The sequence below is a fragment of the Streptomyces sp. CA-106110 genome, assembly GCF_050936285.1.
GTDB lineage: Bacteria > Actinomycetota > Actinomycetes > Streptomycetales > Streptomycetaceae > Streptomyces.
In genome coordinates this window covers 7502135-7524296 of record NZ_JBNJNB010000001.1, presented here as the reverse complement: position 1 = coordinate 7524296, position 22162 = coordinate 7502135, and the positions used below count along the sequence as shown (strand labels likewise).

Below are 22162 nucleotides of genomic sequence, written 5' to 3'. Positions count from 1 at the left end.
CGCCGCTGGTGTCATGCCCCGTACAGGTCGGTCCGCCCGGTGGTGAAGCGTCGCAGCGCCTCCGGGAGGGGTGCGACGCCGATCCCGGGCGCGGACGGCACCGGCAGATGTCCGTCCCGGAGCACGAACGGTTCGGTGATGTCCTCCGCGAAATAACGGGAGGACGCCGAGGTGTCTCCCGGCAGGGTGAACCCCGGCAGGGCGGCCAGCGCCAGGTTGGGCGCGCGTCCGATGCCCGTCTCGAGCATGCCGCCGCACCACACCGGCACCCCGTGCGCATGGGCCACGTCGTGGACGCGCCGTGCCTCGAGGTAACCGCCGACCCGCGCGGGCTTCACATTGACCACCCGGCAGGCGTCCATGGCGATCGCGGAAGCGGTGTCCCGGGCGTTGTGCAGGGACTCGTCCAGACAGACGGGGGTGGTGACGCGCTGCTGGAGCCGGGCGTGGGCATGAAGGTTGTTCTCGTCCAGCGGCTCCTCGATGAGCAGCAGCCCGAAATCGTCCAGCCTCCGCAGGTGCTCGGCGTCGGCGAGCGTGTACGCGGTGTTCGCGTCGACCTGGAGCGGCAGCGCGTCCCCGAAGCGCTCGCGCACGGCTCGTACCGGCTCCAGGTCCCAGCCGGGCTCGATCTTCAGCTTGATGCGGACGTATCCCTCGGCGAGGTAGCGCTCGACGTCGTCCAGCAGTTCAGGCACGGAGTTCCTGATGCCGACCGAAACCCCGCACGGCACCCGGTCCCGTACGGCTCCCAGGTAGGTCGCCAGGGACATGCCGTACGAGCGCAGCTCCGCGTCCAGGACCGCCGTCTCCAGTGCCGCCTTCGCCAGCTCGTGCCCCTTGACCACCGCCAGGGCGGGGGCGAGCGCGGCCGTCGTCAGACGGGGCAGGGCGGCGACGCGCGGCAGCAGGAAGTCACGCAGGACGATCTCGGCTCCGGCGACGAACTCCGGGCAGTACCGGGGTTCGGGGTCGGCCGCGAACTCCGACCAGCCCTCGGCGGTGTCGGTGACGACGTGCAGCAGGAAGGTGTCCTTGTCGGTCATCGTCCCGAAGGAGGTGCGGAACGGCGTGACCAGTGGGATCGCCACGTGAACGATCTCGGCGCGTTCGAGTTTCATGCCAGGGAACCCTCCGGTCGGGTGAGCGTGTACCAGCCGTCCCGGGACATGTCCGTCGCCCTGAACCCCTCGGCGAAGGCCTGCCTGAAGACGTCGCGGACGGCGTGCCGCCAGCGCAGGGCGAGTGCCGGGTCGGCGGTGCGCAGGGCGACGACGTCCTGCGGGACGCGGCACCACACATGCCGGTCGTCCTGTGACCGCCGGGCGAGCGGGGTGCCGTCGGGGGCCTCGTGCGTGGCGGGTGCGCAGCCGCGGTCACCGCTCTCGTACGGCTGCCGGGGCGCCGCCAGGTCCCAGGTGACCGTGAGCCGGTCGCTCTCGTCGCCGTCGTTCACGCCGTCGGCCATCGGACCGTAGAAGTCGACGAGGTACTCCGTGCCGGTGGCACCCAGCTTCGCCAGGTTGAAGCGGGCGTTGCGGCCGACCAGCGGGTCGAAGGTCCAGCGCAGGGTGCGGGCGCCGCGCCCCAGGAGCCAGGCGCGCTGTGCCTGCTTGACCGGGTACCCGACGCCGTGGTCGGCCGCCGCCACCAGGGAGTAGGCGTCCGCCTCGGCGGGCGGCCCGAAGACGGCCACGCAGGCCCCTGCCAGCCGTTCGCCCGCGAAGGCGGCGTGCACGGCACCGCCGGAGTGCACCAGGCTGTGCAGCACTTCGGCGGGGATCGGCGGACTGGTGCGGGGGGTCCGCCAGACGTCGCTGAAGTAGTCGGCCACAGCGGCGAGGCCGGTGACGTCGTGCACGGTACGGAGGTGGACGCCCGCGGCCTGCGCGGCGTCGTCCGCGAGCCGCGCCACGCGCGTGTGGGCGGCGGACAGGTCCGTGTCTGCTGTCATGGCTCGAGTTTCCGGGCGCGGAGCGGGCGCCGCGTTGTACCGGACGCCAAAACCTGCCTACCGTCCTGGTGGGATCGGCCAAGCGGCGAAGGAGGCACCCCATGGACGCCTGCAGCCTCGGTGACCTGCTCGATGTCGTCGGCGAGCCTTCCGTCCGGCTGCACACCGCGCCCGCCGGGCTCACCGCGCCCGTCACCGAGGCGCTGCTGTACGACGCCCACGCCCCGCTCCCCCGTGCGCCGGGCGCGCTGCTGCTCGCGGTGGGTGTGCGCGCCCAGGCCGCGGGGCCGCTGGTGCGGGCCGCCGCACAGGCGGGGATGACCGGCGTGGTCGTACGCGGCACGGACGGGCCCGTCGCCGACGCCGAGGAGGCCGGGGTCGCACTGCTCTCCGTCAAAGAGGACGCCGCCTGGCACCGGGTGCACCTGCTGCTGGCCTCGGCGATCGGCGCCCGCCCGGTGGCGACGGGCGGTGGGGACGCGCGCGGTGAACTGTTCGCGCTGGCCGACGCGGTGGCCGCGGCGGTCGGCGGAGCCACCGCGATCGAGGACCCGGGGCAGCGGATCCTCGCGTACTCCACGGTGCTCGGGCAGCCGACGGACGAGGATCGCCGCCAGGGCATCCTCGGGCTCCGGGTGCCGGGAAGCCCGGAGAACACCGAGCAGTACCGGATCGTCTTCGCCGCCGAGGGCCCGGTGCGGCTCCCGGCGCTCGCGGGCGCGCTGCCCCGGCTCGCGGTCGCCGTGCGGGCCGGCGGTGAGACCCTCGGTTCGCTCTGGGTCGTGGACGACGGCGGGCTGGCGCCCGACGCCGAACAGGCGCTGGCCCAGGGCGCCTCCACCGCGGCGCTGCTTCTGCTGCGGGCACGCGCGGCACAGGAACTGGCCCGGCACCAGGACGGCGATCTGCTGCGCCGCCTCCTCGACGGCACGGCCGACCCCGATGCCGCCGTCCACCGGCTCGGTCCCGAACCCGTACGGGTGGCCGCGTTCACCGTCGACTCGACGGTGTCCGCGCCGGACGGCGAGCAGACCGCGCTGCGGCTCCTGGACCTGGTGCGGCTCCAGTGCGAGGCGCACTACGGACGGCACGCGTGCGTGCTCGTCGACGGGATCGTGTACGCGCTGCTGCCCGCTCCGGGCGAACGCGGCGAGCGGCACCGGCATCTGGCCGAGGACATCGTGCGGCGGGCCGGGTCGGCGCTGCGGGTACCGGTACGGGCCGGGCTCGGCGAGGTGGTGCCCTCGCTCGCCGGTGCGCCGGCCTCCCGGGCCGACGCGGACCGGGTGCTGCGGGTGCTCGGTCCCGGGCTGCCGGTGGCGTGCGTGACCGAGGTGCGGCCCCGGATCACGCTGCTGCGGCTGGCCGAAGTGATGCGAGGGAAGCCGGAGTTGACGGTGGGGTCGGGGCGGGACCTCCTGGACCACGACGCCGGGCACGGCACTGCCCATGCGCGCACGCTGCTGGCGTGGTTCGAGGCCGGAGGCGACATGGCGGGCGCTGCCGAACGGCTGGGCGTCCATCCCAACACCTGCCGCTACCGCCTCCGCCAGATCCAGCGCCGGCTCGGCATCGACCTGGACGACCCGGACGAACGGCTGGTGCTGTGGCTGCAGTTGAGGGTGCTGGGCCGCGGTTGAGGGGGCGGGTCGGCGGAACCCGGACGGCCGGCGGGGCGACGGCGCGGGCGAACGCCGGTGCCGGGACTGCGGTTGAGGGCCCCGGACAGCGGACCCGGACGGCGAACCCCGGCGGCGGTCGTCAGCTCAGCGCCTCGGCCACCTCCCGGGCGGCGTCCACCACCCTCGGCCCCACCCTCTCCGGTATGGAATCCGACAGCATCACGACCCCCACGCTGCCCTCGATCCCCGTCACCCCGAGCAACGGCGCGGCGGCTCCGCTCGCGCCGGCCTCCAGTTCCCCGTGCGTGAGGGTGAAGCCGGGCTCGGTGCTCGTCCGCAGACGGGCGGCGAGTATGGCGCGGCCGGCGGCTCCCCGGTCGAGCGGATGCCGGAACCCGGCCCGGTACGCCACGTGGTAGTCGGTCCAGGTCGGCTCGACCACGGCGACCGCCAGCGCCTCCGTCCCGTCGACCAGGGTCAGGTGCGCGGTCGCCCCGATGTCCTCGGCCAGGGCCCGCAGCGCGGGCAGCGCGGCCTCCCGCACCAGAGGGTGCACCTGACGGCCGAGGCGCAGCACTCCGAGCCCGACCCGGGCGCGGCCACCCAGATCGCGGCGTACGAGTGAGTGCTGCTCCAGGGTCGCGAGCAGTCGGTACACCACAGTCCTGTTCACGCCCAGCTTGGTGGACAGTTCGGTGACGGTCAGCCCGTGATCGGTGTCGGCGAGCAGCTTGAGGACCTTGAGGCCCCGGTCGAGCGTCTGGGAGGTCTCCGCGGTCACGACGCCCACTCCTTAGTGGTGAGGACGGCGGCCCCTCGCGGCAGATGCGACACCGAGTCCCGTCGGCGACGCGCTTCAGAGGCCGCCGATCGGCCGGCGGCCCGGGCGGCTCCCGGACTCAGTCGCTTCACGGCTGCGCTCCGCGGCGGCGCTGCCACGGGGCGTGTGCGTAGCGGGACAGTAGCGAGCTGGTTCGCTCAGCGGAAGGCTCCGTCCAGAATCCGGTCAACGAGCCTTACCTGGTCGTTCTCTTTGCGGAGGTATGTACGGCCCGGTCCCCGCCGGAAAGTCGCGCACCCCGGTCCCGCACGCCCGCCGGGCGCCTCGCGGCATCACCTCATACGGGTGGCCCACTCCTGGACTTTCGCGATGCGCTGGCGCAGTTGACCCGCGGTGCACTCGGCGCTCGGCGGGCCGCCGCACACCCGGCGCAGCTCGGTGTGGACGACGCCGTGCGGCTTGCCGCTCTGATGGACGTAGGCGCCGACCATCGTGTTGAGCTGCTTGCGCAGTTCGAGCAGTTCCTTGTGGGTGACCACGGGCCGCCGCTCGGCGGGCAGTTCGAGCAGATCGGCCTCGGTGTCCGGTTTCTTGCGACTGTGCGCGATCTGCCGGGCCTGCCGCTTCTGCAGCAGCAACTCGACCTGCTCGGGCTCGAGAAGGCCGGGAATGCCCAGATAGTCCTGTTCCTCTTCGCTGCCCGGGTGGGCCTGCATCCCGAACTCGGCGCCGTTGTACATGACCCGGTCGAAGACGGCATCGGACTCCAGCGCCTCGAACGGCAGCATGTCCTGCTCGCCGGTGTCCTCGTCCTGTTCCCGGTTGGCCTCCTCCATCTCCTTCTCGGACTCGGCGTACGGGTCCTCCTCCTCGCCGCCCTTCTTCGGCTTGTCGAGGACGTGGTCGCGCTCGACCTCCATCTCGTTGGCGAAGGTGAGGAGGTCGGGGACGGTCGGGAGGAAGACGGAGGCGGTCTCGCCGCGGCGCCTGGACCGTACGAAACGGCCCACGGCCTGGGCGAAGAAGAGCGGTGTGGAGATGGTCGTCGCGTACACCCCGACGGCGAGCCGCGGCACGTCGACACCCTCGGACACCATGCGCACCGCGACCATCCAGCGGTCGTCGTTGTGGCTGAACTCGTCGATACGGTCGGAGGCGCCGGCGTCGTCGGACAGCACGAGGGTCGCGCGGTGCCCGGTGATCTCGCGGATGAGCTTGGCGTACGCGCGGGCCGACTCCTGGTCGGAGGCGATGACCAGGGCACCCGCGTCCGGGATGGCCTTGCGGATCTCGGTCAGACGCTGGTCTGCGGCGCGCAGCACGCTGGGCATCCAGTCGCCGCGCGGGTCGAGGGCGGTGCGCCAGGCCTGGCTGACGGCGTCCTTGGTCATGGGCTCGCCGAGCCGGGCGGCGATCTCATCGCCCGCCTTGGTGCGCCAGCGCATGTTGCCGCTGTAGGAGAGGAAGATGACCGGCCGCACGACCCCGTCGGCGAGGGCGGAGCCGTATCCGTAGGTGTAGTCGGCGGCGGACCGGCGGATGCCGTCGTTCCCCTCCTCGTACGCGACGAAGGGGATGGGGTTGGTGTCGGAACGGAACGGCGTACCAGTCAGGGCGAGCCGGCGGGTGGCCGGTTCGAACGCCTCCAGGCAGGCCTCGCCCCAGGACTTGGAGTCGCCCGCGTGGTGGATCTCGTCGAGGATGACGAGGCTCTTGCGCTGCTCGGACCGGTTGCGGTGCAGCATGGGCCGGACGCCGACGCCCGCGTAGGTGACGGCGACGCCGTGGTACTCCCGGCCGAGCGGTCCGGCGCTGTACTCGGGGTCCAGCTTGATCCCGATCCGCGCCGCCGCCTCGGCCCACTGCTTCTTCAGGTGCTCGGTCGGCGCGACGACCGTCACCTGCTGGACGACGTGATGGTGCAGCAGCCAGGACGCGAGCGTCAGCGCGAAGGTCGTCTTGCCGGCGCCGGGCGTGGCGACGGCGAGGAAGTCACGCGGCTGCTCCTGGATGTACTTCTCCATCGCCCCCTGCTGCCAGGCACGCAGCTTGCCGGCGGTACCCCAGGGAGCACGGCCGGGGAAGGCGGGAGACAGATGGTGCGAGTGCGAGGAACTGCTGGCGGCGGCGGTACTCACGGTCTCCGGTTCGCTGGGGCTGGGGTGGCTCGGCTACGTATGACAACCGGGCCACCCTACCGGTGGGCCCACCCGCCACTCGGGTCAACACCGCCGCATCGGGCCCGGGTGCGACACGGCTCACAGATCATCGGAGCGGGCCTATGACTCACCGTTCCCGCAGCCGGGTCGTCACCCATGCCCCCACCAGCGCCACCGCCGCCATCGGCAGGAACACCACGGCGAAGGCCGCCGGGTGGGAGCCGCCGGCGGTCGCCTCGGTCGTCGTACGGGCCAGGGCGCCACCGCCGAGCGCGGCGAACGCGGCGCCGCCCGCGGAGAGCAGGACGACGTTGGAGAGGCCGTCGGAGATCTGCAGGGCGGCCGAGTTGGCGCCCGCCTCCTCGGGTGCGGACAGGCGCAGCAGCAGAACGCTGGTCGAGGAGATGACGAGACCCATGCCGAAGCAGCCGAACCCCCAGGCGACGGCGACGATCCAGACGGGCACCGAGTGGATCAGCACACTGGGCGCCGTGGTGATCGCGGCCGCGACGACGAGCATGCCGAGCGTCATCAGCCGCTCCCGGTACGCCTCCAGGCGCGGCCTCGACTGCACGTACGACCCGAGCGCCCAGGACCCGCCGCCGGCCGCGAGCGAGAACCCGGCGAGCGTGGGCGACAGGCCCCGCTGGGTGACGAGCATGAGGGGGACGAAGCTCTCCGCCGAGATGAACGCGCCCGCCGCCACTCCGCGCAGCAGCACCACGGACGGCAGTCCGCGCGCCGCCCGGTAGGTGCCGCGGGGCAGCAGCCCGAGCACCGACGGGACGAGCAGCGTGACGCCCGCGATGCCCGGCAGGAGGGACACCCAGGCGAGGTCCTGGGCGGCGTACTGAAGGAGTCCCGCCCCCAGGGAGACACCGAGGGCGAGCCGGATGCGGCGGCCGTCGAAGGGCCCCGTGACAGCCCCCTCGGCGGGGCCGCCCGCCCGGTGCCGTATCGCGGGCAGCGCGAGCGCCAGCGGGAACACCACCAGCACCGGGATGCCGATGAACACCCAGCGCCAGCCGAGCTGTTCGGTCACCGTGCCCGCCGCCAGCGGGCCCACCACGGAGGGGACGACCCAGCCCGCCGCGAACCCCGCCATCATGGCCGGTCGCAGCCGCTCCGGGTAGGCGCGGCCGACGACGACGTACAGGGCGACGATCACGAGTCCGCCGCCGAGTCCCTGCACGGCCCGCCCCAGGATGAACACCCACATCGCCCCGGCCGTCCCCGACAGCAGCAAGCCGGCCGCGAAGGCGGCGATGCCGCAGGTCAGCGAGGCGAGCGGGCCGCTGCGATCCGACCACTGGCCCGCGAACACCATGCCGAACAGGCTGGTGGTGAAGAACGCCGAGAACGCGAAGGCATACAGGGACAGCCCGTCCAGATCCCGCGCCGCGACCGGCATCGCCGTGCCGACGGCCGTCGCCTCGAAGGCGATGAGCAGGACGACGGAGACGATGCCGATGCTCAGCGCCCGGTACGGCCGGCTCAGCACGCCGGCGGTGTTGTCCACAGGGGCGGGAGGCGGGGCGTCGGCGACGTCGGTGTCGCGAGGTCTCGGAGCTGCCATGTTCGTCAGAGTAAGGGGCTCGACCAAGATTCGCCCCTGTCGGAAGACGGTGGTCGAGGGGGACCTTGGTCGTACGACCCACCGTTCATGAACGGCGTATGGCAGTCCTGTTGCGGCCCCGGCGATCCTCTTGAGCCCCCGGAACGCCCCGCCATACGGTCGACGCATCAGGTCGGAACGAGTGAGCCGTGCCGCACCTGATCCCGGCCGTGTGCCCGAGTGGTTCAGGGACTCGCCTGCAAAGCGAGTTACGCGGGTTCGATTCCCGCCATGGCCTCCAGTGCCTTGAGCAGGCAGAACGACAGGGCGGCACCCCGAGAGGGGTGCCGCCCGTTGCTCGTCCGTCTCTGTTCCCGTCTCGGTTGCGGGAGCGCTCATCATGACTGCGCTCCGGCAACGAGGCAGGGAGGGCCTACCGAGGAGAGCCGGCGGGTACCCGCCGGCCGCCCTGGGTCAGCTCCGCGCCGCGCGCTTGGCCGCGCGGGAGCTGCGGATCGCGCGGGTGACGACGGGCGGCAGCAGGTCGACCGCGATGCGGCGGGTGAGGCCGCGGCCCGGGGCGGCGGGCGTGGAAGGCCGGGCGGCTGACTGCTCTGCGGCGGGCTCGGGCTCCGCGGCGTGCCGGGAGAGCGGGACGGACGGCGCCCGCATGCCCTTGGACTTGAGCCGGATGATGCGGTGTCCGGCCGCCTCCTGGACGCTGAGGAGGCAGTCATCGCGACCGCGTGCCATCGCCAGCAGCTCCTTCTGCACCTGGCCGGGGTCGCCCCAGGTGCCGTACAGCTTCTGTGTGCTCAGACAGATGGGGCGCAGGCCCCTGTTGAGCACTGCCTCCCAGGCGGCCACGGAGACACCGGGCGTGTGCTCCGAACGGAAGTCGTCCAGGACGACGACTCCGCCGGGCAGCAGCAGGTCGTGCGCCGCGCCTATGTCGGCGTACACGTGCTTGTACAGGTGCGAGGCGTCGATGTGGACGAACCGGCAGGAGCGGGGCTCGACCTCGTCCGGCACCAGGGAGCTGGGGCCCTCCAGGACACGGGGCAGCTCGTCGTGGAAGGAGAGGTAGTTCTCCTCGAAGGCCCGTCGGTTGAGCGCGCTGTACGACTTCGTCGACTCCGCCCGGTTGGCGGCGTCCGGCGCAGCGCCCTCGAAGAGGTCGCACACCGTGTACCGCTCACCGTCACGGAGGTGGCTGCCGAGGAAGATCGCGCTCTTCCCCATGTACACCCCGACTTCCAGCAGATCGCCCCGCATCCCTGCGGACTCCTGGCGCGCCAGGATCCAGTCGAAGAGCATCTGGTCCAGTACGGGGAACCACCCGGGAACGTCTTCGAATCTGCGGGGTGGTTGGGGTGCGGTGTGTACGGTCGTCATGCGAACAGGCACTCCCTTGTGCGGACGAGCTGGTGTGAGATTGCTGCGTACCTGCCCCGGTACGCATATCCAAACGTGGGACAAGATGAACGGTGGGCCAATTTCCGTATCGGCGCCGCGGCCCACTTGGCCGGCACGGCGTCTGAGGGCACCTGGGCGGCACCCCGGACGTCCCCGCCGCCGGGCGACGCCGGCGGCGGGGACGTTCAGGGATGCGTCAGAGCGCCAGTGCGGTCAGCTGCTGAGCAGGGTGAAGTCTCTGACCGTCGTCGCCCCCTTCTTGATCTTCACCGTGGCCGATGTCGGCTGATAGCCGTCCTTGGCCGCGATGACCTGGAGCGGGCTGTTGCGGGCGTCGAGCCACAGTGCGTAGCTGCCGTCCGCAGCGGTCTTGATCGTGTAATGGGTGGCCCCGCTGGAGATCTGCACGGTCGCGCCGGCGATCGGGCCACCCACGGACGCCGTCACCGTGCCGGCGATCTTGCCCCAGGTGGTGGGCGGCTTCACGGTCAGTGAGACGCCGACCGGGTCGAGCCGGTACGGGGTGTCGCTGCGCGGAATCAGCGAAGCGGTGTAGGTGCCCGGCTGGGTGATCTCCGGTACGGAGGCGTCGAGCGTGACCGTGAGCGTCGTGGAGGCGCCCGGTTGGACGGTCACCGTGTTCGCGCTTTCGGTCAGCCAGGTGACATCGGCGGCGTGCACCTGGTCGTAGCCTGGCAGGACCTCGGAGGTCTTGATCGGGGTGCCTGCGCTGGTGAGACCGCCGATCGCGTAGAAGCCCAGGCTGCCGCCGCCGCGGTAGACCGAGGCGTTGGCGTTGGGCAGGGCACTCCAGACGTTCTCGCCCGGCTCGTAGGCCCACACCTGGTTGGTCAGCGCGGTGCCGTTGTCGACCACGCCGCCCCGGATCAGCAGCATTCCGTTCGCCGAGGCGTAGGCCGCGCCCCAGGCGTCGGTCGGCTGGTCCGCGACGGGCGACCAGGTGTTGGTGTCGGGGTCGTACATGTAGGCGTGCTTGGAGGTCACGCGTTGGGCCTCGCCGCCCGAGCAGTAGAGCTTGTCCGCGATGGCGCCGCAGGACTCCCAGGCCACCTGCTGCGGGTACGGGGCCGCCATCGACCAGGAGTCGGTGTCCGGGTCGTAGACGGAGACGTCGGTGGAGCCGCAGCCGAGGGTGGGGCAGCCGCCGACCGAGTACAGCTTGCCGTCGAGTACCGCACTGCCCGCGCCTGCGTACGGCTTGGGCATGCGGGCGCCCGTGCTCCAGGTGTTGGTGGCGATGTCGTAGATCTCCAGCTTGGCGTCCGGGCTGCCGCTGCTGCCCCAGCCGCCCGCCACGTAGATCTTGCCGTTGATCAGTCCGTGGGCCGGGGCGTCGCGGGTGTCGGCGCCGGAGGCGAGCTTGGTCCAGCTTCCGTTGTACGCGTAGAGGTCCTTGGTGCTTGCGCCTCCGATGGAGCCGAACGCGGAGTAGACGGTGCCCTGGTAGGTCTCGACCGCGTTGTCGCCGGTGGCCACCGGCAGGTCGGGGACGGGCTGCCAGGCGGTGCCCGGGGCGCTGAGGGCGCGGGCCGTCGCGTGGGACTGGCGGGCCCTCGAGGCGGCCGCGGGCGAGGTGAGCCGCAGCGGCGAGTAGGAGCCCTTCACCAGGTGCAGGGGGGTGCCTGCACGCTTCAACGGGACCGCTGCCCGCTGTATGGCGAATCCTCCGGTCTTCTCGGTGAGGTTGACGGTGGCCGGTGCGGTGCCGTCGTTGGTGACGGTCAGGGTCTGGCTCGCGCTCTTGCCCCAGGCCACGTTCTTGGCGATGGGCGCCGGGGTCAGCTTGAGCCGGCCGGCCTTGAGTGCGAGGTCGTGCTTGACCGTGCCGTCCGGGGTGATGTCCACCGGGTCGGTGGCGGTGGTGTAGCGCGACAGCGCGGCGGCCACGGGGTGGTTGCCCGTCAGGTGCGAGAACATCCAGTAGAAGCCGTCGCCCACCTGCGCATCGTCGGGCGTGGCCGTGCTGGTGGTGTGGTCACCGGGGGCGTCGGTGCTGGTGACGGTGGCACCGTTGACGCCCGCCTGGGTGTTGGCGTCCGTCACATGGCCGACGAGGAGGGCGCCGGGTACCGGGTCGTAGGTGCGCTGCCCGAGGAAGACGTTGTCGAGCTGCCACCACATGCCCCAGTCGATGGTGGTGTAGTGGAAGCGCACCCGGACGTCGCTCTTGCCCGCGTAGGCGTTGAGCGGCAGTTCGATGTGGGCTGGACCGCGAACCCAGATCGAGGTCTTCTCCCACAGGGTGGTCCAGGTGGTGCCGCCGTCGGAGGAGATGTCCACATCCGCGGTGTTGCCCGCCCAACCGGCGTAGTCGGTGTCGAAGGCCAGGATGGGCGTGGTCGCCGAGCCGAGGTCGAACGACGGCGAGACCAGCGAGGAGTCCTGCGTCTGCAGGCCGCTGAAGTCGCTGTCGACGATCGCGGAGCCGCCACTGCCGCCGGTTTTGTTGCCCCGGCCGCCCGGGTCGTCGAAGGTCCAACCGCCGTCCGTGCCGTCGGCGTTGACCACGCTCCAGCCGTTGCCGGGCCCGGTGGTGGAGTCGAAGGCCTCGGTCGGGCCGTGCAGGTTCACGGCGTAGCCCGGCGCCTGGGCGGCCGCCGAGTCCACGGGGACGGCGACGTCCAGCTTCTGGTCGGCGGTCGCGACCTGGACGGTCTTGTCGACCGCCTGGTAACCGGGGTAGTTGGCGGTGACGTGCAGGGTGTACGAGGCGCCCTGCGGGAGCTTCAGGGAGTAGGCGCCGGTGGCGGGGTCGGTGAAGACCGGGCCGCCGGGCACACGGTCGGCGGTGATCTTCGCGTAGAGCGGCCAGCCGTGGCCGGAGCCGTCGGTGACCTTGCCGGAGACCGTCTGCGTGGGCAGGGCGTCGAGGCTGAAGGACTGGGCGACGGTGCCGCCGTCGGCCAGGACGACACCGTCGGCATGGCCTACGGCGTAGCCGTACACGCTCGCGGTCATGTCGTAGGTGCCCGCCGGGATGTCCAGCCGGTAGGTGCCGGATGCGTTCGAAATGGCGGTGTTGTCACCGGCCTTGACGGTCACTCCGGCGATCGGCTTGCCGGTGCCGCGGTCGGTGACCGTGCCGCTGATCACGCCGTGCGGGCCGGTGCGGAACGCGTCGATGCCGTGGGGAGTGCCGAGCCCGGTGGGGCCGTCGTAGCCGGGGCCCGCGGTGCACAACACCGCCGGGGTGCAGGTGCCGTTGCTGCCGGCGGTCACGTCGTTGAGCGAGCCGGCCTGGGCATAGGGGTAGGCGTTGGGGTACGTTCCCGCGGCCGGGGTGCCGGCGTCCGCGTAGACGCCCGTGATGAGCGGGGCGGATGCGCTCGTACCGCCGTACACCTGCCAGCCGTCGGCGCCGTAGGTCTGGTAGACCGAGACGCCGGTGGCCGGGTCGGCGACTGCCGAGACATCGGCGACGGTGCGGTTCGCGCACGCGGTGTCGGTCTGGAACGCGGGCTTCGGCTCGTAGAGCGAGCAGCCCGAACCGGGGCCGCCGCCGCTGGGGCCGTGCCACACCGACTCGCTCCAGCCGCGGCTGGTACCGGAGTCCTTGACCAGGGCGGTGCCGCCGACGGAGGTGACGTACTGCGAGGCCGCCGGATAGGCGACGCCGTAGCTGCTGTCACCCGAGGACGCGACGACCGCCACGCCCGGGTGGTTGTAGTAGGGGTCCAGGGCGGTGAGTTCCGCCGGGTCCTCGCCGCTGCCCGCAGTACTGTTGTACCCGGAGCCATACGAGTTGGAGACGTACTTCGCGCCGAGCGCGACCGCCTCGTCCACCGCGGCACCCATGTCCGCGAAGGCCGGGCTGTCCGCCTCGATCAGCAGGATGTGGGCGTTGGGGGCGGCAGCGGACACCATGTCCACATCGAGGGATATCTCGCCGGCCCATCCCGGATCAGCGGCTGGATACTGCCTGCCGCCGCGCTGGTCGACCTTGGTGAAGCAGCCGTTGGCCGTGGTGCACGCGGGCAGACCGTACTGCTGGCGGTAGACCGCCAGGTCGGCTTCGACGCTCGGGTCGTCGTAGGCGTCCACGATCGCGACGGTCTGGCCGGCGCCGCCGTCCGCACGCAGCGCATAGGCGCTCTGCAGGTCGTCGGCGCCGAAGCCGGACGGGGTCGCGGACAGCGACTGCACACCCTTGCGGGCGGCCACGTCGGTGCGGCGCATCGCCAGGCAGGCGAACTGCCCGGGCTTGGGGTCCGCGCACTGCTGGACGACCGCGGTCTTGCCGGAGGGCGCGGCGGCCGCGGGCGCCGCCGCGGGCAGTTGGAGTCCGATGAGGGCAAGCGCTGCCGACAGGAGGCCGGCGACCGCGGTGGCGGCTCGCCCTCCACGTCCACCGCTCGGTCTGAGACGGATCGTACGCACGGAGAATCTCCTGAAACCGGAGGTGACCGGGCGATGAGGATGTCCCCGCCCGATCGCGGCCCGATCAGACCGCTGGCGTATGCAACTGCCTCCGCCCTGCCGCCCGGAAGGCGTCGTGGCTGTCGCATATGTGACACGCCCAAAAGCGCCGTGCGGGGTCGACGTCCCGTCATCCGGGGAGGGACGTCGCATCCGCGCGCAGGCGCGGTCGCGGGGAGATCCGCGACGACATCCACGAAGCCTTCCTCAGCCTGGCCTGCGGCATCATCTGCCGGCGCCGGGTGGTCGACCTCTCAGGAGCCTTGAGAGCACGACAGTTGGGCGAAGCGCGATCACGGTCTCAGGGGTGTCGTCGCCGCCGGCGCCGCGGTATGACGTGGTCGACGTGGTCGACGTGGTCGACGTCAAGGATGGGCACGCCGGTATCCGTGCGTTTGGGGGGGTGCGGTTCAGGCCGGCCCTAGGCGAAGTCCTCGGTGGCGTCGACGCCGCAGCGGCGCAGTACTTCGATGACCTGGCGTTCGAGGTCCTCGCCCACCTTCGTCACCTCGGGAATGCCGAGACTTCCGAACTCGTCGCTGGGCCGGTGCATGCCGAAGACCGCGTTGTCGTCGCCGTCGCTCCACACCAGCATCCGCAGGGGCGCGTACAGCAAGGCCCTGGGGTCGTACCGCACCATGCTCTCGGCGGTGACGTGGTTTCCGGTCAGGTACTCCATCGTCCTCACCTGGTGGCCTGCCAGCTTCAAGAGCTGGGTGCCGTTGAGCCGCCAGTAGCGGACCAGGTGGTTGGGGGCGTTCACCTCCATGGCGGCACGGACGTCGTCCCAGCTGCCGCCGGCCTCCGCGATGAGCTCGACCACCCCCACGTCGGCGATGGGCGCCGCTTTCTCGAAGGCGGCGATGAAGTCGCCGTAGGGAATTCCCGTGTGGACTTCGACCCGCTTCACGGTGTGGGTTTCACTCGGCATAAAAGAACTTCCCTTGCTGCTGGGCCCGCATCGTTGGACGGCGGGCCGGATACGTTGCCGACAGCGGAAGCCTCAGAAAAAGAACCGTAGGTTCGTCGGGCGAGCCGGGCAACTCGGGCTGGGTGTTCGGGGCGCACCCTGGAAGCCATATCCATGCGAACGGAGATTCGTTTGGGCCGGCCGATTGAGCAGCTCGGTCGGCGGTACCCGCAGAGAGCGGGGCGAAGCCGCCCCGATGCGAGGGAGGGGCCAGAGTCTCCGAGTGTGCACAGAGAGCGACGGTGATCAGAGATGACCTACCAACGCCAAGCCCCACGCCCACGCCTTCGTGACGTCATCCGGCTCGCCCTGGTCGGTGTCCTGGCGGCCCTCCTGACGCTGGGCGCCGGTCCCGCCCGGGCGGCCTCCTCGGGGCACGTCTCGACGATCGACGAGGCGACCCACCAGATGACCGTCACGGACAACGGCCGGACGGTGATGACCTTCGCCGTGGGCTTCGGAAAGCTCAGCTTCCGTACGCCGTCAGGAACGTTCCACGTGCTGGGCAAGGACGCGGTCGTCCAGATGACCTCGTGCAGCGCGCGCATCACGTGTGATCCGCACAGTCCCAATTACTACTCGCTCACCGTCCACTGGGCGGTGCGCCTGACCAACGCCGGTGTGTTCGTTCACGCGGCCCCCTGGGACCACTCCATCGGCCGGGCCGACACCTCCCACGGCTGCATCCACCTGAGCACGGCGGACGCCCGCCGCTTCTACGATTTCAGCCGGGTCGGCGACACGGTGATCGTCAAGCACACCGGCTCGAGCGGCCGGTAGAGGTGCGCAAGCGGCGTGAAGGGGTGGCATTCGCGGGAGCGTGTCGCCCCTTCGTCCGTCCTTCGTGGGCGGCTCCCCCCGCGCATCGGCTTGCGGTTCCGGACGTAGCGTCCCCGCCCACGAGCGTCGTCCGCCGGGGCCAGCACGATGTCCGAGGGCAGGCGCATCCGTGGGCGGACCACGTCCGGTGACCCGGATCGCCCCGGCCCGGGCCGACGCTATGCGTACAGTCCCCCGCCCGCCTGGTCCTCGAAGGCCTCCGGCCAGTAGCGCCAGCCGTCGTCCTTAGGGGTCCTCGGGGTGGGGTCGCAGGCGATCGGGTCGACCGCGGCGAGCGTTTCGGCCATGGTGGCGGCCAGTTGCTCGTACGCGTCCGTCAAGTCGTGCTCCTGGTCGAGCGCCTTCTCGCGGTGCACCAGCCAGACCGTGAAAGCCAGGGTGGAGATGTCCGCGTTGAGCGGGCGAAGGACCGCGTCGGCCTCGCTCCAGCACAGGACCGCCCCGGTGGCGCCGTCGACGACCAAGCTCGTGTCCTCCACCAGATAGCCGAGGCGGATCAGCCGGTCCGCCTCCGAAGGCAGTTCGTCCGCGGTGAACCGGTCCTCGTCCGCGTAGTACTCGGCCAGCGTGGGCAACGGCACGTCCGTGTCGAGTTCGTACCAGTAACCGTTCTCCGGGAGGCCCACCTCACGCAGGAAGCGGCGGGTCGGCTCGTGCGTGAGCGTGCCGGGGAAATCGACCTCCTCGAAGCGCACGACGGCAGCGGAGCCGAACTCCTCGTCCAGCAGCCGCGACGGCAGGTCGAGCGCAAGTCCCGTTCCGGGGCGGGCGATCCGGGCGAGGGGGCGGATCAGCGCGGCCATCCGCCAGTACGGCGCCAGGTCCTCCCCGGCGTCCGCGGCGAACACCGACGCCAGCCGCTCGGACGCCGCCGCCACCGCCTTGGGGCCGTATCCCTGGGACGCGAACCGGCCCCGGGACGCGATCAGTTCGTCCGTCGCAGCCGCGCACCGCAGCAGCGCGTCCAGCGACGGCGCGAGCGGCGAGAGGTCCATCAGGCCGGGGTGACGCGGGTGGACGTGGGTCGTGAAGATCTCGCCCGTGGTGCCGTTCAGTACAAGGGACTCCAGGTCCCGGTCGACGGTCCGCAGCGCGCCTATGACGAGTTGGTCCCGCAGTTCCTCCGCGAGCCTCTCCGCGTCGTCGACGAGCTCGGCGACCCGTCGCAGCGCGGGCCGACGGCGCAGCGCCCCGAATCCCAACAGGGCGCTGTCGGACGGCAGTCCGGGCCCGGTGAGCAGGCGCCGTGTCGCCTCGTGTGTGACATGCGGATCGAGATCCGTCCCGGTCAGCGTGATCACGCCACCGATGTCGGTCGTGCCCATTGCTTCCCCCGTGTACTTCGTCCCCAGAGCTGCCCGTGGCGGAGGGACGACCCTCGTCGAGCGGCTCTCCCCCGACGTCGAAAACCATACGCGGCCCCACTGACAACGCGGCCGGCATCGGTCCGGGACCCGCCGCACGCCCTGGGCACGTGACGAAGACCACAGGCTTTTTCGGGGAGGGCGCGGCCCGTCAGGTGAAGTACACCCCGCCGAGGACCACCACGATCGCCGCCAGCACGAACACGAGGATCCACCCCAGCAGCTTCCCGACACTGGGTGGAGGCTCGTAGCGCGGCTCCTCGGCCGAAGGCGCGTCAGGGGTCTCGGGGGTCTGCTGGGGCTGGTCGGTCACGTTTCGCTCCCGCTCACTGCGCTGTCACCACGGCCGCCTGCGGACGGATCGGCAGGCGATTGACGGGGCGGCCCGTCGCCGCGCGTACCGCCGAGGCGATCGCCGCCGGGGAGGTCACCACCGGCACCGCGCTGACGGACTTCGCTCCGAAGGGCGCGACCACGTCCCGTTCCTCGACCAGCTTGACGATCCGGATCTCCGGCGCGTCCAGTGCCGTCGGCAGGGCGTAGCCGGTCAGGTCGGGGTGGCGGATCAGGCCGCGGGCGGTACGCAGGTTCTCCGTGAGCGCGATGCCCACGCCCTGGGTGACGCCGGCCTCCACGCGCGCCATGAGCTGCGTCGGATTCAGCACCCGGCCCACGTCCTGGGCGAGCGCCAGCTCCACGACCCGTACCGAGCCGATCTCGATGTCCACGTCCACCACGGCGCGGATCGCGCAGAACGCGAGCCCCACGAAGGCGTCGCCCTGGCCCGTCTCGTTCAGCGGCTCCGTCGGGTGCGGGCGGCACTGCGCCGTGGCCCACAGCTCCTTGCCGTCCATCGCCTCGGTGACGGTGGTCGACAGCACTCCGTCGTACGAGGTGATCTTGCCGTCGGTGATCTGGAGCAGCTCGGTGGACATGCCGAACTTGTGCGCCAGGGGTTGCAGCAGCTGCGTGCGGACCATCTTGGCGGCACGTTCCACCGCGCCGCCCGACACCCAGGTGTGGCGTCCTCGGCAGCCCGGACCGGCCGGCGGCTGGTCCGTGTCGACCGGTGCCACGTGCACCTCGTCGATGCCGAGTGTGTCCTGGACGATCTGCCGGGCCAGCGTCGCGAAGCCCTGACCGGTCTCGACGGCCGCGCACAGCACGGTCGCGACGCCGTCCTGCACCTTCACCGTCGCCGTGGAGACCTCGTCCGCGCCCTCGGCGCCCAGCATGTGCACCATGCCGACGCCGTAGCCGACGCCCCGGCGCACGGCACCCGGTTCGCCCGCACCCTCGGGACCGCCCGGCAGCAGCCAGTCCTCCTCGGGGGTGTCCTTGGGCAGCGGGGGCAGCGGGTAGTCCCGTACCGCCTCCAGCAGTTCGGCCACGGGTGCCGGGCAGGTCACCGTCTGGCCCGTGGGCAGGACGTCACCCGTCTCCAGGACGTTGCGCAGCCGCAGCTCCGCCGGGTCCACGCCGAGCTTCTTGGCGAGCTTGTCCATCTGGGCCTCGTAGGCCGCGCACACCTGCATCGCGCCCTCGCCACGGACGTGGCCCGAGGGCGGGTTGTTGGTCCGCACGGCCCAGCCCTCGATGAAGGCGTTCGGGACGACGTACGGGCCGCAGGCGAAGGAGACGGCGGCGGCGAGCGCCTCCGAGGAGGTGTCCGCGTACGCCCCGGCGTCCAGCAGGATCTGTGCCTCGACCTTAACCAGCTTGCCCTCGGCGTCCGCGTGGTGGCGGTAGCGCAGCAGGGTGGGGTGGCGGTGGACATGCCCGAGGAAGGACTCTTCGCGCGTCGCGGTCAGCTTGACCGGGCTGCCCGTCTTCAGCGCGAGCAGACCGAGCGGCAGCTGGAAGCCCTGGTCCTCGCGGTCGGCGGTGGCGCCGGGCACTCCGGTGACGACCACCTTGACCTGCTCGGGTTCGAGGCCGTAGACCGCGGCGGCCCGGTCCCGGTCGGTGTGCGGGTCGGTCGAGGCGACGTACAGCTCGACCCCGCCGTCGGGCCGGGGCACGGCGAGCCCCGCCTCCGCGCCGATCGGGGCGGGGTCCTGGCGGCCGATGCGGTAGAGGCCCTCGACGACGATGTCACCGGCCGCGTCCGGGTCGCCGTGGCGCAGCGGGATGTGGCGGATCAGATTGCCGTCGGGGTGCAGCGGCTCGGCCTCGAAGGCCTGCTCCGGGTCGGTCACCGGGTCGAGCACCTCGTACTCGACGATGACGGCGGCGGCGGCCATGCGCGCGGTGTCGGGGTGGTCGGCGGCGACGGCCGCGATGGGCTCACCGTGGTGGCGCACGATCTCGGAGGCGAACACCGGCCGGTCGGCCGTTCCGCGGCCGTGGAGGGCGCCGCCGGGCACGTCCTCATGGGTGACCACGGCGCGGACGCCGGGCATCTCGCGCGCGTGACCGGTGTCGATGGACAGGATGCGCGCGTGCGGGTGCGGCGAGCGGAGCACGGCGGCCCACAGCAGGCCCTCGGCCCACAGGTCGGCCGCGTAGGGGAAGGTGCCCTCGGTCTTGGCGCGGGCGTCGGCGGACGGCAGCGAGACGCCGAGGCCGTGCGGCATCAGGTCCGGGGCGGGTACGGGTGCGGCCGCCGCAGTGGTCGCGGTGCCGGCTTCGTTGCTCACGCCTGGCCTCCGTCCTGGCCGTAGGGGTGCTCGTTCGGGGCCGCGGCGTCGAACGCGGAGGAGTGGACGCCGCCCGCCCCGGGTCCGGCCTGGTGGGGGATGCGGGCCTCGTCGGCGTCCGGTGCCGCCTCCGCGTGCGCCTCGCGCTCGGCGACGACCTCCCTGACGGCCTCGACCACGCCCCGGTAGCCGGAGCAGCGGCACAGGTTGCCGCACAGCGCCTGACGGGTCTCCAGCTCGGTGGGCGCGGGATTGCCCTCCAGCAGGTCGTGCAGGGTCATGGCGATGCCGGGGACGCAGAAACCGCACTGCACGGCGCCGCACCGGGCGAGCGCCCGCTGCACGTCCGAGGGCTGCCCGTCGACGGCGAGGCCCTCGACGGTGCGCACCTCGCTGCCCGCGGCGGTGACGGCCGGCACCAGGCAGGACGCGACGAGCCGTCCGTCGACCTGGACGTTGCAGGCGCCGCACTCGCCCTGCGAGCAGCCGTCCTTCGCGCCGGCGAGGCCGAGCCGCTCGCGCAGGACGTACAGCAGCGACTCGCCGATCCAGGCGTCGGTCACCGGCCGGTCGGCACCGTTCACCCTGAGGACGTACGACGCCAGGGGGTGCTCGTCGTTCGTGGGTGCGGGCCCGGGGGCCTGCTCGCCCGATTCGGCTGCCTCCGCCGGCATCTCGGGCCCGGGATCCGGTGTCTCTTCGGCCTCGGGGGCCCCGGAGGGCTCAGACGGCTCCTGGGCGGCCTCGGGAGCCTGCGGGGCACCGCCGGGCCGCCCGGCCTCGTACGACCCGCCGGAAGGCTCCCCAGGAGCCCCGGCGGCCACTTCGGCGGCACTCTCCGGTGCCTCGCCCGGCCAGGGCTGTCCGGGCGCTCCCGTCGCCCAGGGCGCGGCCGCACCGCCCGGCAGGGTCGCGGGCGGGGTGCCGCCCCACTGCTCGACCAGCGAGGACGTGCTGAACTCGCCCGACTCGTCCGGCAGATCGCCGCCCGCCACCGGGATCGACCACTGTCCGGTCACGTCGTGCCCGGGCGCAGGCGCCTCCTGCGCGGCCGCCGACTCCTGGAAGTTCCACTGCCCGGTCGCGCCCGGGTCGTAGGCGAACCGGCCGCCGCCCTCCTGGCCGGCGGTGTCCTGGTCGGGCCACTGGGCACCCTCTGCGGACGCGCCCCAGTTGCCGCCTGCCGCCGCCGGGTCGACGGGCGTGCCCGCGGCCGGGGTGAAGGAAGGCGGCACATAGCCGTGGCCCGGCGCGGCGAGCGGGCTGTCGGCGGCGGCGAGAAGTGCGTCGATACCGCCCTCGGGGAGCTGGACGAAGGCGGTCGCGCTGTCGTCGTAGTCCCCTTGCGGCAGCCGCTCCCAGGAGCCGCGGGCGCTGCGCCGGGAGTCGCCCTCGCGGTGCTGGTCGTCGGTCACGACAGTGCCCTCCCCAGTGCTCGTCGGGCCAGCGCGGCGACGGTGCGCCGCAGGTGCATCACGGCGGGCGGAAGCTGCTGCACGGAGCCGTCCTCCGCCGGTGCCGCGTCCGGGATGCAGGCCGAGGCGACGTACTCGCCGAAGGCCGTGCGCGCCTCCGGGACGATCGTGCGGTTGTTGTCCCAGTCGATGAGCTGGGCGACCCACTGCTCGGCCTCCAGAGGGCGCAGCGGCATCGGCGCAATGGCGCCGACGGCGCAACGCACACCGCGCCGGGCGGGGTCGAGGACAAGTGCCACGGAGGCGACGGCCCGCCCGGGGCCGGTACGCCCGGTGGCCTTCAGGAAGACCTGGGGGGCGTGCAGCAGCGGCACGCGCACATAGCCGATGAGTTCGCCGGAGCGCAGCATCTCCACGCCCGCGAGCAGGTGCGAGACCGGGATCTCCCGGCGGGCTCCGCCGGGCCCGACGATGACCAGCGTGGCCTCGAGGGCGGCCAGCACCGGGAGCGCGTCCCCGGTGGGGGCGGCGGAGGCGATGTTGCCGCCGAGGGTGCCGGCGTTGCGGATGTGCGGCGGCCCGGCCGCGCGCGCGGCCGCCGCGAGGGCGGGGATGAGGGCCGCGAAGTCGGGGCGGCCCATGCGCGCGTGGGTGAGTCCGGCGCCGAGCAGCGCGTGGCCGTCCTGGTACTGCCAGCCGCGGATCTCGCTGATGCGGCCGAGACCGACCAGCGCGGCCGGTCGTAGCTGCCCGGAGTTGACCGCGGCCATGAGATCGGTGCCGCCCGCCACGGGAACGGCGGCCGGCACGGCGGCGAGCGCCGCCACGGCCTCGTCCAGCGAGGCGGGCAGCGTCACGGCCTGCGCCGCCTGCGGTGCGTGCGTGGTCAAACCGGCTGCCCCTTCCCGCTGCCCCACTGGTCCCACCTGTGCTGCCGTACGGTACGTGCTGACAGGGCGGACGTGGCAACTCTGGCACATCTTTCCAAGCCCCCGACGCGGGGGTCCGCT

At 72.3% G+C, this 22162-nt stretch carries 15 protein-coding genes and 1 tRNA gene; 3 read left to right on the top strand and 13 right to left on the bottom strand.

Annotated elements, in window-relative coordinates; translation table 11 throughout:
* Positions 1-11 precede the first annotated feature (11 nt).
* Together menC and ACQEXA_RS34615 are read right to left on the bottom strand one after the other, a co-directional pair.
* Positions 12-1121: an o-succinylbenzoate synthase gene (gene menC, locus ACQEXA_RS34620; RefSeq protein ID WP_432928236.1), complete on the bottom strand. Its 1110-nt coding sequence runs from the start codon at positions 1119-1121 to the stop codon at positions 12-14.
* Complete coding sequence (locus ACQEXA_RS34615; protein ID WP_432928238.1) at positions 1118-1954, bottom strand: chorismate synthase; 837 nt, start codon at positions 1952-1954, stop codon at positions 1118-1120. The genes menC and ACQEXA_RS34615 overlap by 4 nt, the downstream gene beginning before the upstream one ends.
* Positions 1955-2055: 101 nt before the next feature.
* Between ACQEXA_RS34615 and ACQEXA_RS34610 the strand changes: the two genes are divergently transcribed.
* Entirely contained in the window at positions 2056-3594 is a 1539-nt protein-coding gene (locus ACQEXA_RS34610) for a PucR family transcriptional regulator (RefSeq protein WP_432928240.1), read from the top strand.
* A 121-nt stretch (positions 3595-3715) separates the two neighbouring features.
* On the opposite strand, the gene ACQEXA_RS34605 is transcribed toward ACQEXA_RS34610, so the two are convergent.
* From ACQEXA_RS34605 to ACQEXA_RS34595, 3 genes are all read right to left on the bottom strand, one after another.
* A complete protein-coding gene (locus tag ACQEXA_RS34605; protein ID WP_360991460.1) occupies positions 3716-4357 on the bottom strand; it encodes an IclR family transcriptional regulator in 642 nt (213 codons plus the stop codon).
* A gap of 332 nt (positions 4358-4689) precedes the next feature.
* The gene (locus ACQEXA_RS34600; protein WP_360991457.1) at positions 4690-6495 is read right to left on the bottom strand and encodes a DEAD/DEAH box helicase; all 1806 of its coding nucleotides are present in this window, start codon (positions 6493-6495) and stop codon (positions 4690-4692) included.
* Between the two features lie 148 nt (positions 6496-6643).
* Positions 6644-8092, bottom strand: a complete 1449-nt coding sequence (locus ACQEXA_RS34595) for an MFS transporter (RefSeq protein WP_432928243.1) — start codon at positions 8090-8092, stop codon at positions 6644-6646.
* A gap of 205 nt (positions 8093-8297) precedes the next feature.
* Here ACQEXA_RS34595 and ACQEXA_RS34590 point away from each other — a divergent pair.
* A tRNA-Cys gene (locus ACQEXA_RS34590) sits at positions 8298-8372 on the top strand.
* 173 nt (positions 8373-8545) lie between these two features.
* Here ACQEXA_RS34590 and ACQEXA_RS34585 read toward each other — a convergent pair.
* The 3 genes from ACQEXA_RS34585 to ACQEXA_RS34575 form a co-directional block, all read right to left on the bottom strand.
* Positions 8546-9466, bottom strand: coding sequence for a class I SAM-dependent methyltransferase (locus ACQEXA_RS34585; protein ID WP_432928244.1), 921 nt, complete (start codon positions 9464-9466; stop codon positions 8546-8548).
* 234 nt (positions 9467-9700) lie between these two features.
* Positions 9701-13816 (bottom strand): carboxypeptidase regulatory-like domain-containing protein, encoded by a 4116-nt coding sequence (locus ACQEXA_RS34580; RefSeq protein ID WP_432939202.1) that lies wholly within the window; start codon positions 13814-13816, stop codon positions 9701-9703.
* 529 nt (positions 13817-14345) lie between these two features.
* Entirely contained in the window at positions 14346-14855 is a 510-nt protein-coding gene (locus ACQEXA_RS34575) for a hypothetical protein (protein ID WP_432928246.1), read from the bottom strand.
* A 291-nt stretch (positions 14856-15146) separates the two neighbouring features.
* On the opposite strand from ACQEXA_RS34575, the gene ACQEXA_RS34570 reads away from it, so the two are divergent.
* A complete protein-coding gene (locus tag ACQEXA_RS34570; RefSeq protein WP_432928248.1) occupies positions 15147-15674 on the top strand; it encodes a L,D-transpeptidase in 528 nt (175 codons plus the stop codon).
* A gap of 218 nt (positions 15675-15892) precedes the next feature.
* Here ACQEXA_RS34570 and ACQEXA_RS34565 read toward each other — a convergent pair whose 3' ends face one another.
* The 5 genes from ACQEXA_RS34565 to ACQEXA_RS34545 all read right to left on the bottom strand — a co-directional run bounded on the left by ACQEXA_RS34565 (position 15893) and on the right by ACQEXA_RS34545 (position 22042).
* A complete protein-coding gene (locus tag ACQEXA_RS34565; protein WP_432928250.1) occupies positions 15893-17059 on the bottom strand; it encodes an SUKH-4 family immunity protein in 1167 nt (388 codons plus the stop codon).
* A 190-nt stretch (positions 17060-17249) separates the two neighbouring features.
* Positions 17250-17411 carry a hypothetical protein gene (locus tag ACQEXA_RS34560; protein WP_359396933.1) on the bottom strand — a complete coding sequence of 54 codons (162 nt, stop codon included), beginning with the start codon at positions 17409-17411 and terminating at the stop codon, positions 17250-17252.
* A gap of 13 nt (positions 17412-17424) precedes the next feature.
* Positions 17425-19737, bottom strand: coding sequence for a xanthine dehydrogenase family protein molybdopterin-binding subunit (locus ACQEXA_RS34555; RefSeq protein WP_432928252.1), 2313 nt, complete (start codon positions 19735-19737; stop codon positions 17425-17427).
* Positions 19734-21152 carry a 2Fe-2S iron-sulfur cluster-binding protein gene (locus ACQEXA_RS34550; protein WP_432928254.1) on the bottom strand — a complete coding sequence of 473 codons (1419 nt, stop codon included), beginning with the start codon at positions 21150-21152 and terminating at the stop codon, positions 19734-19736. Before ACQEXA_RS34550 ends, ACQEXA_RS34555 begins: the two co-directional genes overlap by 4 nt.
* Positions 21149-22042: an FAD binding domain-containing protein gene (locus ACQEXA_RS34545; protein WP_432928256.1), complete on the bottom strand. Its 894-nt coding sequence runs from the start codon at positions 22040-22042 to the stop codon at positions 21149-21151. The genes ACQEXA_RS34550 and ACQEXA_RS34545 overlap by 4 nt, the downstream gene beginning before the upstream one ends.
* Positions 22043-22162 lie beyond the last annotated feature (120 nt).

Excerpts from the sequence above, each read along its gene's own strand:
- menC (WP_432928236.1), bottom strand. The coding sequence starts at position 1,121 with ATGAAACTCGAACGCGCCGAGATCGTTCACGTGGCGATCCCACTGGTC.
- ACQEXA_RS34615 (WP_432928238.1), bottom strand. The coding sequence starts at position 1,954 with ATGACAGCAGACACGGACCTGTCCGCCGCCCACACGCGCGTGGCGCGG.
- ACQEXA_RS34610 (WP_432928240.1), top strand. The coding sequence starts at position 2,056 with ATGGACGCCTGCAGCCTCGGTGACCTGCTCGATGTCGTCGGCGAGCCT.
- ACQEXA_RS34595 (WP_432928243.1), bottom strand. The coding sequence starts at position 8,092 with ATGGCAGCTCCGAGACCTCGCGACACCGACGTCGCCGACGCCCCGCCT.
- ACQEXA_RS34585 (WP_432928244.1), bottom strand. The coding sequence starts at position 9,466 with ATGACGACCGTACACACCGCACCCCAACCACCCCGCAGATTCGAAGAC.
- ACQEXA_RS34575 (WP_432928246.1), bottom strand. The coding sequence starts at position 14,855 with ATGCCGAGTGAAACCCACACCGTGAAGCGGGTCGAAGTCCACACGGGA.
- ACQEXA_RS34570 (WP_432928248.1), top strand. The coding sequence starts at position 15,147 with ATGACCTACCAACGCCAAGCCCCACGCCCACGCCTTCGTGACGTCATC.
- ACQEXA_RS34565 (WP_432928250.1), bottom strand. The coding sequence starts at position 17,059 with ATGGGCACGACCGACATCGGTGGCGTGATCACGCTGACCGGGACGGAT.